The organism is Candidatus Aalborgicola defluviihabitans (assembly GCF_016705985.1).
Lineage (GTDB): Bacteria > Pseudomonadota > Gammaproteobacteria > Burkholderiales > Burkholderiaceae_C > Allorhodoferax > Allorhodoferax defluviihabitans.
The window spans coordinates 16,976-29,879 of the sequence record NZ_JADJKN010000018.1; the positions used below are offsets into that span (position 1 = coordinate 16,976).

The following is a 12,904-nucleotide window of genomic DNA, read 5'->3' on the forward strand; positions in this document are numbered from 1 at the left end:
CGGGGTGGCCTAAATTGGCACCCTGGTTAGTTTTTATAAGGAGTTGTCCATGTCTGCCTATCCCCTACTTGAACACGAAGGGCGCTGCGCATCGATTTCAACCCAGCGGGAACCGACCGGCCGTTGGATTGCATGGGTCAGCTTCGAACGTGACCCGGACTTTGCACGGTTGAAGGCCCATGCGGGGAACCCCCACCGTGTTCACAATGACTACCCCAGTGAAGAAAAAGCGGTTACGGCCGCTTATGACTTTGCGCGCGAACTGATTGCCCAGGAGTCAGCCTCGAACTAGGGTGTAGAGCTTACCGGGGCTCTAGCGTAGTGGCAATGGCCTCGGCCAATGCGTGGTTTCTGTGGGCATGCAGGGCGTCAACCGCGCCTTGGCGGTCACGTGCTTCTTTGTTTTGGCTGAGTTTGCATTTGGCTGCAAGCCGCGTGATGGTAATTTCCACCCCCACAATGGATTGGATCATGCTGGTGATGTAGGCCGGGTCGGAGTCCGCCATGGTCCAGGGCTTGGCGTCACCCGTGCGGCGCTCATGCTCACGCGTCAACCGACCGACCAGGCCACGCACGTATTTCTCGTCATCCCGAATCTGGATGTGTCCGTGCACATGCACCACCCGGTAGTTCCAGGTCGGCACCTGGCGGTGGGTCTCGTGCTTGCTGGGGTACCAGTTGGGTGAGATATAGCCATCTTCGGCCCGAAAAATCACCAAGACCGGGTCGCCGTTGCACATCTGTTGCCATACCGGGTTGGCACGGGCCACGTGGGCGTGCAGGGTGCCGTTTGGCCCGGTTTCGGCATTCAGCTCAAACGGGATGTGGTTGGCGTCCAACCCGTCGGGGCCCATTACAACCAGCGCCCCCAGGGGGTTGTGCGCAATCAGGTGGTGCAGTGCTTCGGGGCGTTCTTCGGCAAAGTGCGGCGGCAGGTACATAGTGCTTCCTTTTTTGGCTCGACTGCTGGCAATATACTGTACACATTATCAGTTAGTGTGATTGTTCGTGCGGTGGTCTTTGCGCCCCACACCCTCCAGAAAATTTGCCATGACCGACGACAAACTTGGCCCACCGGCACCTTTACCGATGACCACGATGTCACCCGCTGCGTGTGGTGCCGTTCAACATCCGCCTACCAGCACTACCATGACCACGAATGGGGCTTTCCCGTCAACGACGATAGACGTCTGTTCGAGAAAGTCTGCCTGGAAGGCTTTCAGGCGGGTTTGAGCTGGCTCACCATTCTCAACAAACGCGAGGCCTTTCGGCTGGCCTTTGCCGGGTTCGATATGAACCAGGTCGCCACTTTTGGCGAGGCCGAATCCAAGCGCTTGGTACTGGACGCCGGTATTGTGCGCCACAGTGGCAAGATTGCATCCACCATCAACAACGCCCAGCGAGCCCAAGCGCTGCGCAGCGAGTTTGGTTCGCTGGCAGCCTACTTTTGGCAATTTGAACCGCAGCCAACCACCCGGCCAGAGCGGCTAACCTACCAAAGCCTGAGCGGACTCACCACGTCGGCGGAATCGATAGCCTTGTCCAAAGATTTACGCAAGCGTGGCTGGAGCTTTGTTGGCCCCACCACCATGTACGCCTTCATGCAGGCCATGGGCTGGTGAACGACCACCGGAAGGCTGCACAGCACGTCAGCGGGCATTGCAGGCGCGCACGGACTTCTCTTCGCCCGCGCGCGACTCCAACGCTTAAGGCGCGGGGCGACCCGGCCCTTGCGTGCCCTGTGCGCGAGCGAAAGGTAGGCATACAGATCGGTGATGTGCGCCGTCACGCGGGGTTCGCCCTCCCAGGCGGGCATGGTCAATGAACCTTTGCTTGTTTTGCATAACATCGTCCACCATGGTGTCCCCAGGTTACGCCGGCATGGTTGGCCTGCATGGAGCCCAGACCCCAGTCGTACCGCTTGAGCACCAGATCGACAAACTGGCGCGGACCCACATCGCGCATGCGCACCACCAGATTGGGCGCGTTCCCCATGCCGGTAGCGGCCGGCCCGTGGCAACCCGCACATTTGTCCTGAAACACCCGCCAGCCGTTGTAGGCCGTACCGGGCACACGCGTTTCTGCTTTGAGCTCCTTGGCGGCCTGTGTGTTTTGTACCTCTACAGAGGTGCAAGCGGCCAGTGACAGTGCCACGGTCAGTGCGGTTGTGGTGATCAGGATGATTCTGGAAAGCATGTTCATGGTGAGCCAGTCGTGCAATGGAATTGGGTTCATTGTGGCACGATGCGCCCCGCATCAAAGTGCCATCAACCCCGATGTCTTGCAGAAGTACATGGCCTCGTCCGCCACTTCCAGAATATCCTTCAAGGAATCGCCGTCAGAGGGATACCAGGCAAAGCCAACGCTGCCACCCAGACTGACCGCTTCACCGGAATCCAGCAGGATCTCTTCTGCGAGCAAGTCAATCAGCTTCTGGCCCAACGTTCCAATTTGTTCGCGTTCAGTGAGCGACTCAATAATCAAAACAAATTCGTCACCGCCCAGGCGGGCCACCGTATCGGTCGAACGCACCAGTGACACCATCCGCTGGGCAATGGTGACCAGCACCTTGTCGCCGGCGGCATGGCCATAGGTGTCGTTGATCGCCTTGAACTTGTTCAGGTCCACCATCAGCACCGCAAATTGGGTGCGGCTGCGCTTGGCGTGTTGAATGGCCCTCTGGAAGCGGTCCATCAGCAACAAGCGGTTGGGCAGTCCGGTTAAGGGATCAAAAAAAGCATGTTTTTTGAGTGTCCGCTCTGCGTTTTGCAGTTTGGACACGTAGCGCTGGAGTTGGCGTGTGTCGCGGCGCGCACGCTGCAACTGGATGGTCAAAACCAATGTCGCGATGCCCATTAGGACCGCAATGGATGCGAGGATATAGACAAGCACAGTGTACCCCCCCAATCTGCACGCATTCTCCCCCCATCCCGGCTGCAGCGCCACCGTTGGCACATTCTCTTACAAAGTCGGCACACCACGGGGGCGAGAGAAATGAATGGGTTGTGCCGCCAAGGCCATCTGTTGCGCCACAAACCCGCTGAACGCAAGCAACAGCGGCGCAAACCTCTGAGGCGCGCCCTCTAGCTGTGCCAGTGCTGCACAGGTCGCCTCCAACGTGGATAGTTGTCCAGGCTTGTGCGCCTTGCGAATCACGTACCCAGACGCTGGCACCTCTTGTAGCGATAGTCGCGGCAGCCCTTGCAACAGCGGGCTCAGGTGCAACATTTTTCGGCTCTTGCGCCAGGTGGCGTCCAGCACTACCAGTCGCAACTTGCTGGGGTCTGCCAGCTGGACAGCGTCCAGTGATGCGGGCGCGGCGTGGCCTTTGTGTGCAGTGGCTGGGTACAGCAGCACGGTGGCTTTGGGCTCGGCAATCAACGCGTGTAGCACAGCATCGTCAAACCTCTCGCCTACCACAAGCCGACTGTGCGCAAGGCTCAAGTGCAGCAGGCGAGCCGTATTCTTCGCTTCGTGCACTTCCAGCGGATGCTGCATGATCAGCACCTCGGTGGCATGCGCCGTGGGGGTGACGAAGCAGCATATACAAGTGCTTTGCGGTCGTTGGCAGCGAGGGCAGATGGGGCGGGGCATGGCGACATTCTCCACACCGGACGGATGCATCGTGTATCCGGATCAATACTGCTTTAACACGCAAGGTTCAGAATACGATCAACTATCAGGGACAACAATGAATCTGCCATCCTCACCCCGTTACGATTTTCTCAGCCGCGCATTCCATTGGGTCACGGCCATCGTCCGTGACCATCGCATTCATCCTCGGGCCAGAGGGGCTTTGGCCGGCTTATGCGCCAGGGGGTCGACCCCGCCACGCGAAGCGACATCGTCTGGCACGAATCCTTGGGCCTATTGGTTCTGCTGCTGACCTTGTTGCGTCTGATCTGGGTGGCATTTCGCCCGGCGGCGCCACAGTTGCAAATGGCCAGCTGGATGCAAATGATGGCCAAGCTTGTGCATCTGGCGCTGTGGACACTGATGTTTGCGCTACCGGCAACTGCGCTCCTGGCGCTGGGCAGTGAAGGGCATGCCCTGACGCTGCTTGGTGGCATTCGTGTGGACCAGATGCCCTTGATTGCGCAAGCCGGCATTGCCAAATGGGCCGACTGGGGCAGTGTCCATCAATTCCTAGGCGACACCATTATGGTGCTCGTCGGGCTGCACGCCGCAGCTGCCATCTTCCACCACTTTGTGCTCAAGGACGGCGTACTTCTATCCATGCTGCCATGGGGGCGCAGGCAACGTTAGCCGGCAAGCTATTCGTTCGGTGAATAGTTTTTCAGAGATTCGGGCAAATGTAAAGTGCAGGACTGTTTAGGCTAGCCCATCACGCTACGGAGTTCGCGCGTAACCTGCCCCATGCAAGCAGCAGATTGTTGGCTGGCATGGCCACGCGACGTTGCAAATGCAAACCAACCGCCAGCGCCTCTACCTCCACCATGGACAGTTGCCTGAGGCCAAAGCAGGATTGCGGGAGCGCAAATCTGCATCAAACTCCGTTACCTGCCGCAGTCGGCACGCCCTCTTCCAGGTAGGGACCGTATGTGATCAGCACACCACCCGATGACAGTTGCCGCGCAGCCCCGGCATCAATGCAGCAGTGCAAGCCCAGGGCACGATATGCAGCATGTTTGCGCAGTACATCGCATCCACCGTGTGCGGCAACTCGCAAGGCCATGGGTCAGTGAGTACGTCCAACCGCAGTGGCGGCAGCACGTTGGCCAGATCGCCGCACCAGGCGCTAATGGAAGGCAATGAAGCCGGGTCAAAATCAGTTGGCTGCCAGCGCCAACCAGTCAATTCTGCGCCAAAGTGCGCCGCATGTGCCCCGTACCACTGGCAATTTCCAGCATCAGCCCTTGTGGTGGCAGCAGGCGTTTCAGTTCCGCCAGAATGGGCACGCAGTTGCGCTCGGCAGCAGCGCTAAAAGTCGAGGATGGTTGGTTTGCACGCTAGGTGCTCAGGTGAACAGCCGCTTGAGCTTGCCGTTCTCCAGTTCCAGTTCCCGAAGGCGTTTGGCGTCAGGGTCACGGCCAACATAGTTGTCGCTAACCGGCAAAGGTAATTGTGGTCAACCACGCCGCCGAAAGTGCCCGGTTGGGATGAGTTGGCGGCTCGATGAAACCTATATCAAAGTCGCCGGCCAATGGAAATATCTGTACCGCGCCATCAATCTGCTTGGCCAGCCAGAGAAGATCACCTTCGACAAAAGCGCAGCCAACACGACGGCCATCAAAAGTGTCAACGTCGATGTCTGCTTGAACATCGAACTACGCCAATCAAATTACCTCAACAGCATTGACGAACAAGACCACCGGGGCGTGAAACAAGTGACGAACCCGATGATGGGCTTTCAAGTCCTTTTGGAGTGCGCAAAAGTTGATCGCTGGAATCGAGACTATGCACATGATCAAGTTGGGGCAGTTGCACTGCCCCGGTGGTCAAGTCATGTCCGCAGCCAAACCAGTTCTACAGTCTGGAATTCTGATTTTCAATGAGCAAAGCGGCTTTGTTGCACAGGTCAACGCTATTGCGACACAGCCAAAGCACTTACACACCCGAACGGCCAAAAAAATCCCGCCAAAAAGGCGGGACAAAGCTGGCAAGCCAGCACCCTTTTTCAGCCTCACCCGAAAGACTTTTCCAAACTACGCCCACTTTCTGTGCCAATGCTCCGAATCCATGACTGGAATTCCAGTTGCGTAGAGCTTAAATGTCGCAAATGTGATTACGATTTCCGGGTTCTTGCTTAAGAATGTTGTTTCAGAACGAGACTGGCTGCCTTACTCAATCTTGAACACGAACTCCTGAGTCGCCAGGATCTCGGTGGCATCCTGAGTGCACTTGTACTGCATCATGGCTGCCTTCACAGCTGCATGGAATACCCGTGGTCCGGACAGGATAGTGACCTCCTTCACGGCACCATCCTTAACCAACGCCTGGGCACGCACAACGCCTTCGCTACCATCCTGGATGGCCTTGCGGGGCATCTCGGGCGCCACCTGCGTGGGGCAAGCCACACGCAAGTCTCCACGATTGGGCGCTGGTTTGGGCGGTGCCACGGGTGCTGGTGGCGCAATCACTGCCGGTGTAGGTGGCGGTGCCGCTACCGAGACGATGGTAGGCGCCGTGCTGGTTGTCGGTGGCGGCACATCCGGTGGTGGCACAAAAGGCGGTGGCGGCGCCTCTACCTTCGGTGCTTCCGGCGGCTTGATCTGCTTGGGCGGCGGCGGCGGTGGCGGCGGAATGATGACCTCCTGAATCACCACCGCTTCGAGTGGCTTCTTCAAGATCATCAGCGCGTTCTTCGCGGTGCCGGAGACGATGCCCCAGCCAATCAAGATGTGCAGTGCGATAACTATCACGATGCCTTTGTAGCGTCGTGATGGATCCCGGGGCTTGTAGACCGGATGTAAGCCGAGCGTGTTCATTGGATAAACTGCTCGCTTCCAACTACTGCCATCTTGGTCAGGCCCTTGCGTTTGGACGTGGACAAGACATTGGCAAACACCGCGTAACGCGACCCCTTGTTGGGCCGGATATGGACCTCAGGTTGTGTTGGTAACTGGCTGATGGCGTCCATATCGGACTCCAGTTCAGCGGCAGTCACCGCCACGCCCTGCCAGTACACGACACTGTTTTCATCGATATCGATCTGGACTTTCTCAGGCTTGATGTTGTTAGCTGGCGGCGTGCCGACCGGCATATCCAGGTTCACAGCGTGCAACTGGATGGGAATGGTGATGATCAACATCACCAGCAGCACCAACATCACGTCGATTAGCGGCGTGGTGTTGATATCCATCATCACCTCTGGCTCCTCGGAACCCAAGCCCGATCCTACATTCATAGACATATAGTGATTCCTTCCAAAACCTGGTGCGGCCTCAGCCACCCAGCGCGGGCGGTTCAGTGATGAACGCCACTTTGACAATACCCGCGCGCTGGCAAGCGTAAAGAATCTTGCCAACACCCTCGTAGCGGGAAGCCATATCACCGCGAATTTGCACTTCGGGCTGAGGCTTGACGGTAGAAACTTTTTTCAGTTTCTCTACCAGCGCCTCGACATCGGATACCTTCTGGTCATACCAGTAGATGTTGTTAGTCGTATCTACCGAGATGATGATGTTTTCGGGCTTGGTTTCCCGAATTTCCACGCGTTCCTTGGGTAAAGACACGGGAATGGAGGTGGTCACCACTGGAATGGTGATCAGGAAGATGATCAGCATAACCAACATCACATCCACAAGGGGCGTGGTGTTGATGGCTGCGATTACAGCATCTTCGTCACCGTCTGCACTACCTACGTTCATTGACATAGAGCCATCCTTCTGCGTACGGTACGCAACGCATCAGCTCTTGGAACTCGAACCCAGCAATACGGCGTGCAAATCGCTGCCGAAGCTGCGAACGTCGTCCATCACACCTTTGTTGCGGCTCACCAGCCAGTTGTAGGCCAGCACAGCGGGAACGGCCACGGCCAGACCGATGGCGGTCATGATCAGTGCTTCACCCACGGGGCCGGCCACCTTGTCGATAGAGGCTTGGCCGGAAATGCCAATGGCGGTCAGCGCGTGGTAGATGCCCCACACGGTACCGAACAGACCGACGAAGGGAGAAATGGAGCCCACAGTGGCCAGGAAGGAAAGGCCACCTTGCATTTCGCGGTTAACGCGGTCCACCGAACGCTGGATGCTCATGCTGATCCAGTCGGCCAGGGGAATGTGGCCCATCAGACCGCTGTGCTTCTTGGTCGCTTCCACGCCCGAGGCGGCAATGAATTGGTAGGGGCTGTCTTTGCTCAGAGCAGCGGCACCCTGGGCCACAGTGCCGGCACCCCAGAATTTCTCTGCCGCTTCACGGGAATAACCACTGACCTTACGCTGCTCCAGCATCTTGACCACCAGGATGTACCAGCTGCCAATGCTCATGACGGCCAATATCAACAAAACGATCTTGGTTACAGCGTCAGAAGATTTCCACAAGGCGCCAATGCCATAGGGGTTGTCGGTGCTTTCAACGGCGGCCTTGGCGGCGGCCGGTGCGGCTGCAGGAACGTCCATCTTGACTTCAGCAGCGGGCGCGGCGGGTGCAGCCTCAGCAGCAGGCGCGGCAGCGGCGGGCACGGCGGTTTGAGCAGCCACGGGAATCGTCATCCCGACAACTGCAAAGAATGCTAGGCTCAGATTCAATGCCCAATCGCGGGCCAAAATATTTAGTTTGCCGTACACAATTATTTCCTTTAATAAAGAGACATCAAATTCAGGTCCGCGAACTATCTCCGTGGCTGATCTTGAATCCATGACTTCATAGCCAACTTGGCGAGCACCCAAGGCTCGTCGTTCTTATTAGTAAGCAAAATGCTTGCCAACTCAGATCACGAAGATTCTGTTAACGGAATTTGGGACGCATTGACTTAAATCGCATAGCTTCGACGATTTGAGCGAAGTCGATGAATGCCATAGGCATCACTTCGATCTATATACACCTGCTAAAGATTCTGCAGGAAACCTTGATGCGTCAAAACAGGCGCTCGATTGCATGTAAGCGCTCAATGAACCCCAACGTTGTCAGTCAATCCTGATTTGCGCACGCTTGCCCCATCCAAATTTAGATAGAAAAACAAGCATGAAGATGACCGTCAAAATTTGGGAGCAGCACGTTGCCGCCGCCCGTCAGCAGAAGGTGTCGACCAAGACCTATGCAAACCAGCACGACCTGTCGCCATCTATCTTCTACTACTGTCAGCGTAAATTGCAGGCCAATGCAAACGTACGCGGCGTTTCCCGCCAAATTAGGCCAAGCCAGCACACCAGCAAATTCGTAGCCCTGCGCGTTGCCAGCGCTCACATTGTCAGTACGCAATGCCCATCCTACTTCGCATTGTTCTGAAAATCATCTAGCTGTCTTCCTGCTCCCTAAGGTAGGAGGTGGACTTAAAGTGAGTTTGCGGACTTTCTTTAACCAACTTGGAGGCAGAGATGAAATACTGCGGAATTGACCTTTATTCGTACAATTGCTTGGTATTGGTGGTCAACGAGGAAGATCACGTGGTGGCTGAGAAACGTGTACCCTATGATCTTGCAAAGATCATAGGGTTTATTGAGCGTGCAGAGCGTATCTGGCAGGTGTCGTCGTTGATTGGTACTGATTAGTGGATGAGCTAAAGGAAGCGGGCTTTACGGTGCAACTGGCCAACACCACTGCGATCAAGAAATACGACGGCCTTAAACACAGCGGCGATGAAGCCGATGCACGCTACCTTGCCAACAGGAACCATACTGGCGCCAGAGCACCTTGCCATCCGCGATCTTGCGAAAGCGCATGCAGAAAATCACGCTCGTCAACGCAATACGGCAACCCGCCACAAATCAAACCAACACCGCGCGCCGCGTCAAACGGACCGCATAGAAATAACTGCCGGCAATGATCGCCATTAGCAGGCAACCGAAAACCAGTTCCTTGCCTGCGCTCCAAGCGTCGATCTCTGGCGAAACAAATTTGGCGATTCCGAAAGATGCTACAAGTAGACTGACCCCCGACACCACTAGTCCCATGACGCGCGAGGCAACCAGCGCCGTCTGGTCGGCACGGCGGATCAGGCGCGAAATCCACAGCCCATTGATACCGTCGGTGACTAGCATGCCGAGCATGAATAAAAGTCCGAGGGTGAGCGCGTGCTCCCAACCGCCATATTGCGTGGCAGAGAACGCAAACAACGCTGCCTGACTCAGGGTATCAAATGACAAGGCAAACAGTGCGCCGACAAGCGCAATCAATATCGGATGTGTGGTGTGCTGCAGACGGCCGAGGAACTTACCCTTGAAACCGACCGGCTGCACAAGATGCGCCGGATCGGCGCGCAAAACCGCATTGAGATTTGCAGCGCCAAGTGTAAGCAGAAAGGCAATCGACACCCAGGCGCCGAATACTGCCATCCACTCCGGTACTTTCCATTTCCCGGCCAGCGTGCAGACCAACAACGCGATAGCAAGGACAACCGAGCCGTGACCGAGTGAAAACAGCGCACCACACAAGCGCGCCAGCGCTGGATTGCTACGCGCGTTGTAGCGCGTTAGCCCGTCGATGGTGGCCAGATGGTCAGCATCAAAACCGTGTTTCATTCCGAGCACGAAGACCAACGAGGCAAGTGCAATCCAATCCTGAGGCAGGGTTTCCATAGCGCAATTATGAGAAGTTAGACAATACACCTAAGCAAAATCCACGCCAATTCCATGTGGATGGTGGAATCTCAATCGGTCACTAATTCAGTCCACTCGCCAGCAGTGCCCTCAAGCAAACAGACCGACTGACCAGACCAATCCATATTCGAATGCGAGCGCCAATGAACTCCGGCAGGGAGTTGGAGGTCGGGCGCTACCGCGAAACTCACCATCGCCAATCCACCTGGCAATCCGTCCAATTGTGGGGTAGCCGTACTATGCTCAGGCACTTGATCGATTTCGATTAGCGACGTCTTTGCAAGTTGCAAAGTGCCCACGGGACGTAACTGTTCAAGATCGATGTTCAGAGTACTATTCAGTGCCGAGACACGAGTTTCAAAACGTAGCCCGGTGTTACCGTTGAGTCGCTCATAAAAATTCATTGCAATATCACGGTCTGGCGTACTCAAAACTGGAATGAAAAGTCGCTCTGCGACATGCGTCGCGGGTGATGGCAGGCGAAATGGCGGTACAGCCCCCCGAACTTCAGTAAGGTACAGGGTCTCTCCAGCGGGTCCCGCTACTTGCATTGCCACGATGCAGTTACTTACGGCCAGTGGTCGTGGTTCTCCCAGGATCGAAAAGTGACTGTTACGAAGTCGATGGGCCAATCCATGAACATCCTGTACAAGTACTTCAAGGGCCAGCCAGCCTCGCTGCTTCATTGGATCGGGTCGTACGACGGTAGGGTGTTCGATAACACGCAACCAGTGGGTAGATGGATCCGTCCGGTTCGCCCCTAGTACTACAAACCTCAACCCAGTAAGCGATGGCTTACCCCATGCCAACGCCAACGACGATGACACCATTCCATCTGAGATGACCAGCATATCCAAACCTTCGCGGTACGAAGCAATCATCTCATCGGCATTCGAAGTGACGACGGTGCCACTGGTCGCAGCGAGGATGTGAAGAGTGTGATCAGTCATAGGCAGGAGGCCGGGCGGCAGCTTGATTAGTAACGACCTGTCTTTCTGAGCAGCGTCTAGATGGACTTAACACGCAAGAACTTTGCCAGTCTTTTACTCCTATCCTTTGAAGGCATGCATTTTGGCTGAATGCCCAATGGGAGACAGTATGAAAAACTTCAAAACATGTGGCACCGGAGCAATATTCAAAAACTATTGTCGATAGGAATTGCTTTGTTTAGCGTGGCATGTCAATCCCATGTTTCAGTTCATGTGCAACGAATAGGGGAAACTGAAACAATGCGAAACACATTTTCCTGTCACTGCAAAACAAGGTTTGACTGGATCAAGGTTCGAATCAGAGCGTGTCAAAACGTGGTAAGCCTGAACGGGGTGCTTCATTAGTCGGCCAAGCAAAATTTAAGCGCCGAGACTTGGTTCCAAATATTTGATTGAAGTTAACGTTTTGAGCGTATGCTGACGCCCCCTCAGTGTGAACAAACGCCCGGCTCCGACCCGCGCTGCTGGCCCATTGTGCGGTTGCAATGCTCGTAGCTATGACAATGCTACCGGCAACAGGCGTAAAAGAAACTGGGCTGATGCCCAGCAGGCGCACAATGGCACGCATTGACCTGCGCAGGTTGTATCTCGCGGCACAACTGATCGAGTGCAACGCATCGCCCAACGCACCCTGCAACCCGCAGCGATCCATGCGGTGATCAGACCCCAAGTGCCCAATGGCAGGCTCCACTGCGGATCAGCGAGCTGCGCATAGTTCTCAAGCGGTTGCACTCGAGGTGCTCGTCTGCGCCCGAAGCCAGCCGTCATCAGACTCTGTTTAGGTACGCTGTTTTAGTAAAAATCCTACCGAAAGAAGTGACAGCGCAGTTTTTTAGAAGCGGTAGATGCGCGCTGCGTTGTCACGCAGCAACTTGCGCAAGATTTGGGGTTTGAGGCCCAACGCGTCAATGTCTGCGCGAGTCTGTTCAAACGGAAGAACTGGAAAATCAGTTCCAAACAATACCTTGTCTTGCCCAAAGCTGTTGATGTATCTGACGAATGATTCAGGCCAATAGGTTGGACGATGTGCATCACAGCCAATGTAGACATTGGCGTGTTTCCATGCCACCGCGATCATTTCGTCAGTCCAAGGTATCCCCACATGGATGCCAACTAACTTCAACTCAGGAAAATCACAGGCAACGGAATCCAAACTGATAGGTCGACCAACACTGCGGCGCGGGTAGGTGGCGTCGTAAACCATCGACTGTCCCACCTGCAACTGAATCGGAATGTCGAGTTCCACGCACTTAGCATAAAAAGGGTAGTACTTGGCGTGGTCAGGAGCTATTTCGAACCAGTGCGGATAGGTGTGCGCACCGATAAAGCCGTACTCGCGTACTGCTCTCTCAAGCTCACGCACACCAGCCATTCCCTCGGTGGGGTCAACTCCTGCCAACCCTGAAAATCGGCTCGGATATTTTTGTACGGCGTCTGCCACCATGGCGTAGGGAACTTGGTAACAAGCGGGGTGATGCTTGACCCCTACCTTTGCGGCAATCAGAAATGAACGCTCGATGCCAGCGGCATCCATGCGGGCAATCATCTCCTCAAGACTCACGCCTTCGAAGGTCCCCTGTCCGACCCGCATCTTGTCAACATAAAAGCTCTTGCGAGCAGGTCGATTTGCAAGCGCCTCGGCAGTCCAGATGTTGACCACAGCATCAATGGCCAGAATTTCAAAAGTCATGGTGA

Annotated in this window: 15 protein-coding genes and 3 pseudogenes; 5 read left to right on the forward strand and 13 right to left on the reverse strand. The window is 55.7% G+C overall.

Features of this window, described 5'->3' with window-relative positions:
- Positions 1 to 49: 49 nt before the first annotated feature.
- A complete protein-coding gene (locus tag IPI80_RS15445) occupies positions 50 to 292 on the forward strand; it encodes a hypothetical protein (protein WP_413861644.1) in 243 nt (80 codons plus the stop codon).
- A gap of 10 nt (positions 293 to 302) precedes the next feature.
- Here IPI80_RS15445 and IPI80_RS15450 read toward each other — a convergent pair whose 3' ends face one another.
- On the reverse strand, positions 303 to 941 hold the full coding sequence (locus IPI80_RS15450; RefSeq protein ID WP_413861646.1) for an FMN-binding negative transcriptional regulator: 639 nt from the start codon (positions 939 to 941) through the stop codon (positions 303 to 305).
- 102 nt (positions 942 to 1,043) lie between these two features.
- Between IPI80_RS15450 and IPI80_RS15455 the strand changes: the two are divergent.
- Positions 1,044 to 1,710: pseudogene (locus tag IPI80_RS15455) on the forward strand (DNA-3-methyladenine glycosylase I).
- A gap of 108 nt (positions 1,711 to 1,818) precedes the next feature.
- Here IPI80_RS15455 and IPI80_RS15460 read toward each other — a convergent pair.
- The 3 genes from IPI80_RS15460 to IPI80_RS15470 all read right to left on the reverse strand — a co-directional run bounded on the left by IPI80_RS15460 (position 1,819) and on the right by IPI80_RS15470 (position 3,594).
- Complete coding sequence (locus tag IPI80_RS15460; RefSeq protein WP_413861648.1) at positions 1,819 to 2,202, reverse strand: c-type cytochrome; 384 nt, start codon at positions 2,200 to 2,202, stop codon at positions 1,819 to 1,821.
- Positions 2,203 to 2,256: 54 nt separating this feature from the next.
- Positions 2,257 to 2,856 carry a diguanylate cyclase domain-containing protein gene (locus IPI80_RS15465; protein ID WP_413861650.1) on the reverse strand — a complete coding sequence of 200 codons (600 nt, stop codon included), beginning with the start codon at positions 2,854 to 2,856 and terminating at the stop codon, positions 2,257 to 2,259.
- Between the two features lie 105 nt (positions 2,857 to 2,961).
- Entirely contained in the window at positions 2,962 to 3,594 is a 633-nt protein-coding gene (locus tag IPI80_RS15470; RefSeq protein ID WP_413861652.1) for a tRNA-uridine aminocarboxypropyltransferase, read from the reverse strand.
- Between the two features lie 213 nt (positions 3,595 to 3,807).
- Between IPI80_RS15470 and IPI80_RS15475 the strand changes: the two genes are divergently transcribed.
- Positions 3,808 to 4,266, forward strand: coding sequence for a cytochrome b (locus tag IPI80_RS15475; protein ID WP_413861654.1), 459 nt, complete (start codon positions 3,808 to 3,810; stop codon positions 4,264 to 4,266).
- Between the two features lie 79 nt (positions 4,267 to 4,345).
- Here IPI80_RS15475 and IPI80_RS15480 read toward each other — a convergent pair whose 3' ends face one another.
- A complete protein-coding gene (locus IPI80_RS15480) occupies positions 4,346 to 4,459 on the reverse strand; it encodes a hypothetical protein (protein WP_413861656.1) in 114 nt (37 codons plus the stop codon).
- A gap of 107 nt (positions 4,460 to 4,566) precedes the next feature.
- Positions 4,567 to 4,919: pseudogene (locus tag IPI80_RS15485) on the reverse strand (DUF938 domain-containing protein).
- A gap of 177 nt (positions 4,920 to 5,096) precedes the next feature.
- On the opposite strand from IPI80_RS15485, the pseudogene IPI80_RS15490 reads away from it, so the two are divergent.
- Positions 5,097 to 5,506 (forward strand): annotated as a pseudogene (locus IPI80_RS15490) (IS6 family transposase); the annotation flags it as partial.
- Positions 5,507 to 5,801: 295 nt separating this feature from the next.
- Here the strand turns inward: IPI80_RS15490 and IPI80_RS15495 are convergent.
- Genes IPI80_RS15495 through IPI80_RS15510 form a run of 4 tightly spaced genes read right to left on the reverse strand, consistent with a single transcriptional unit; the run spans position 5,802 to position 8,174 of the window.
- Complete coding sequence (locus IPI80_RS15495) at positions 5,802 to 6,449, reverse strand: energy transducer TonB (protein WP_413861658.1); 648 nt, start codon at positions 6,447 to 6,449, stop codon at positions 5,802 to 5,804.
- Positions 6,446 to 6,874, reverse strand: a complete 429-nt coding sequence (locus IPI80_RS15500) for an ExbD/TolR family protein (protein WP_413861660.1) — start codon at positions 6,872 to 6,874, stop codon at positions 6,446 to 6,448. The genes IPI80_RS15495 and IPI80_RS15500 overlap by 4 nt, the downstream gene beginning before the upstream one ends.
- Before the next feature lie 31 nt (positions 6,875 to 6,905).
- The gene (locus IPI80_RS15505; RefSeq protein WP_413861662.1) at positions 6,906 to 7,337 is read right to left on the reverse strand and encodes an ExbD/TolR family protein; all 432 of its coding nucleotides are present in this window, start codon (positions 7,335 to 7,337) and stop codon (positions 6,906 to 6,908) included.
- A 33-nt stretch (positions 7,338 to 7,370) separates the two neighbouring features.
- Complete coding sequence (locus tag IPI80_RS15510) at positions 7,371 to 8,174, reverse strand: MotA/TolQ/ExbB proton channel family protein (protein ID WP_413861664.1); 804 nt, start codon at positions 8,172 to 8,174, stop codon at positions 7,371 to 7,373.
- 472 nt (positions 8,175 to 8,646) lie between these two features.
- On the opposite strand from IPI80_RS15510, the gene tnpA reads away from it, so the two are divergent.
- On the forward strand, positions 8,647 to 8,910 hold the full coding sequence (gene tnpA / locus IPI80_RS15515; RefSeq protein WP_413861666.1) for an IS66 family insertion sequence element accessory protein TnpA: 264 nt from the start codon (positions 8,647 to 8,649) through the stop codon (positions 8,908 to 8,910).
- A 479-nt stretch (positions 8,911 to 9,389) separates the two neighbouring features.
- On the opposite strand, the gene IPI80_RS15520 is transcribed toward tnpA, so the two are convergent.
- The 3 genes from IPI80_RS15520 to IPI80_RS15530 form a co-directional block, all read right to left on the reverse strand.
- Positions 9,390 to 10,199, reverse strand: coding sequence for a nickel transporter (locus IPI80_RS15520; protein ID WP_413861668.1), 810 nt, complete (start codon positions 10,197 to 10,199; stop codon positions 9,390 to 9,392).
- 71 nt (positions 10,200 to 10,270) lie between these two features.
- Complete coding sequence (locus IPI80_RS15525; RefSeq protein ID WP_413861670.1) at positions 10,271 to 11,170, reverse strand: hypothetical protein; 900 nt, start codon at positions 11,168 to 11,170, stop codon at positions 10,271 to 10,273.
- An 871-nt stretch (positions 11,171 to 12,041) separates the two neighbouring features.
- Positions 12,042 to 12,904, reverse strand: an 863-nt coding sequence (locus tag IPI80_RS15530) for an amidohydrolase family protein (protein ID WP_413861672.1), incomplete at its 5' end; no start/stop codon positions are given.

Bases quoted from the DNA above. Each gene is read 5' to 3' on its own strand.
- IPI80_RS15445 (WP_413861644.1), top strand. From the start codon at position 50: ATGTCTGCCTATCCCCTACTTGAACACGAAGGGCGCTGCGCATCGATT.
- IPI80_RS15450 (WP_413861646.1), bottom strand. From the start codon at position 941: ATGTACCTGCCGCCGCACTTTGCCGAAGAACGCCCCGAAGCACTGCAC.
- IPI80_RS15460 (WP_413861648.1), bottom strand. From the start codon at position 2,202: ATGAACATGCTTTCCAGAATCATCCTGATCACCACAACCGCACTGACC.
- IPI80_RS15465 (WP_413861650.1), bottom strand. From the start codon at position 2,856: ATGGGCATCGCGACATTGGTTTTGACCATCCAGTTGCAGCGTGCGCGC.
- IPI80_RS15470 (WP_413861652.1), bottom strand. From the start codon at position 3,594: ATGCCCCGCCCCATCTGCCCTCGCTGCCAACGACCGCAAAGCACTTGT.
- IPI80_RS15475 (WP_413861654.1), top strand. From the start codon at position 3,808: ATGCGCCAGGGGGTCGACCCCGCCACGCGAAGCGACATCGTCTGGCAC.
- IPI80_RS15480 (WP_413861656.1), bottom strand. From the start codon at position 4,459: ATGGTGGAGGTAGAGGCGCTGGCGGTTGGTTTGCATTTGCAACGTCGC.
- IPI80_RS15495 (WP_413861658.1), bottom strand. From the start codon at position 6,449: ATGAACACGCTCGGCTTACATCCGGTCTACAAGCCCCGGGATCCATCA.
- IPI80_RS15500 (WP_413861660.1), bottom strand. From the start codon at position 6,874: ATGTCTATGAATGTAGGATCGGGCTTGGGTTCCGAGGAGCCAGAGGTG.
- IPI80_RS15505 (WP_413861662.1), bottom strand. From the start codon at position 7,337: ATGTCAATGAACGTAGGTAGTGCAGACGGTGACGAAGATGCTGTAATC.
- IPI80_RS15510 (WP_413861664.1), bottom strand. From the start codon at position 8,174: ATGACGATTCCCGTGGCTGCTCAAACCGCCGTGCCCGCCGCTGCCGCG.
- tnpA (WP_413861666.1), top strand. From the start codon at position 8,647: ATGAAGATGACCGTCAAAATTTGGGAGCAGCACGTTGCCGCCGCCCGT.
- IPI80_RS15520 (WP_413861668.1), bottom strand. From the start codon at position 10,199: ATGGAAACCCTGCCTCAGGATTGGATTGCACTTGCCTCGTTGGTCTTC.
- IPI80_RS15525 (WP_413861670.1), bottom strand. From the start codon at position 11,170: ATGACTGATCACACTCTTCACATCCTCGCTGCGACCAGTGGCACCGTC.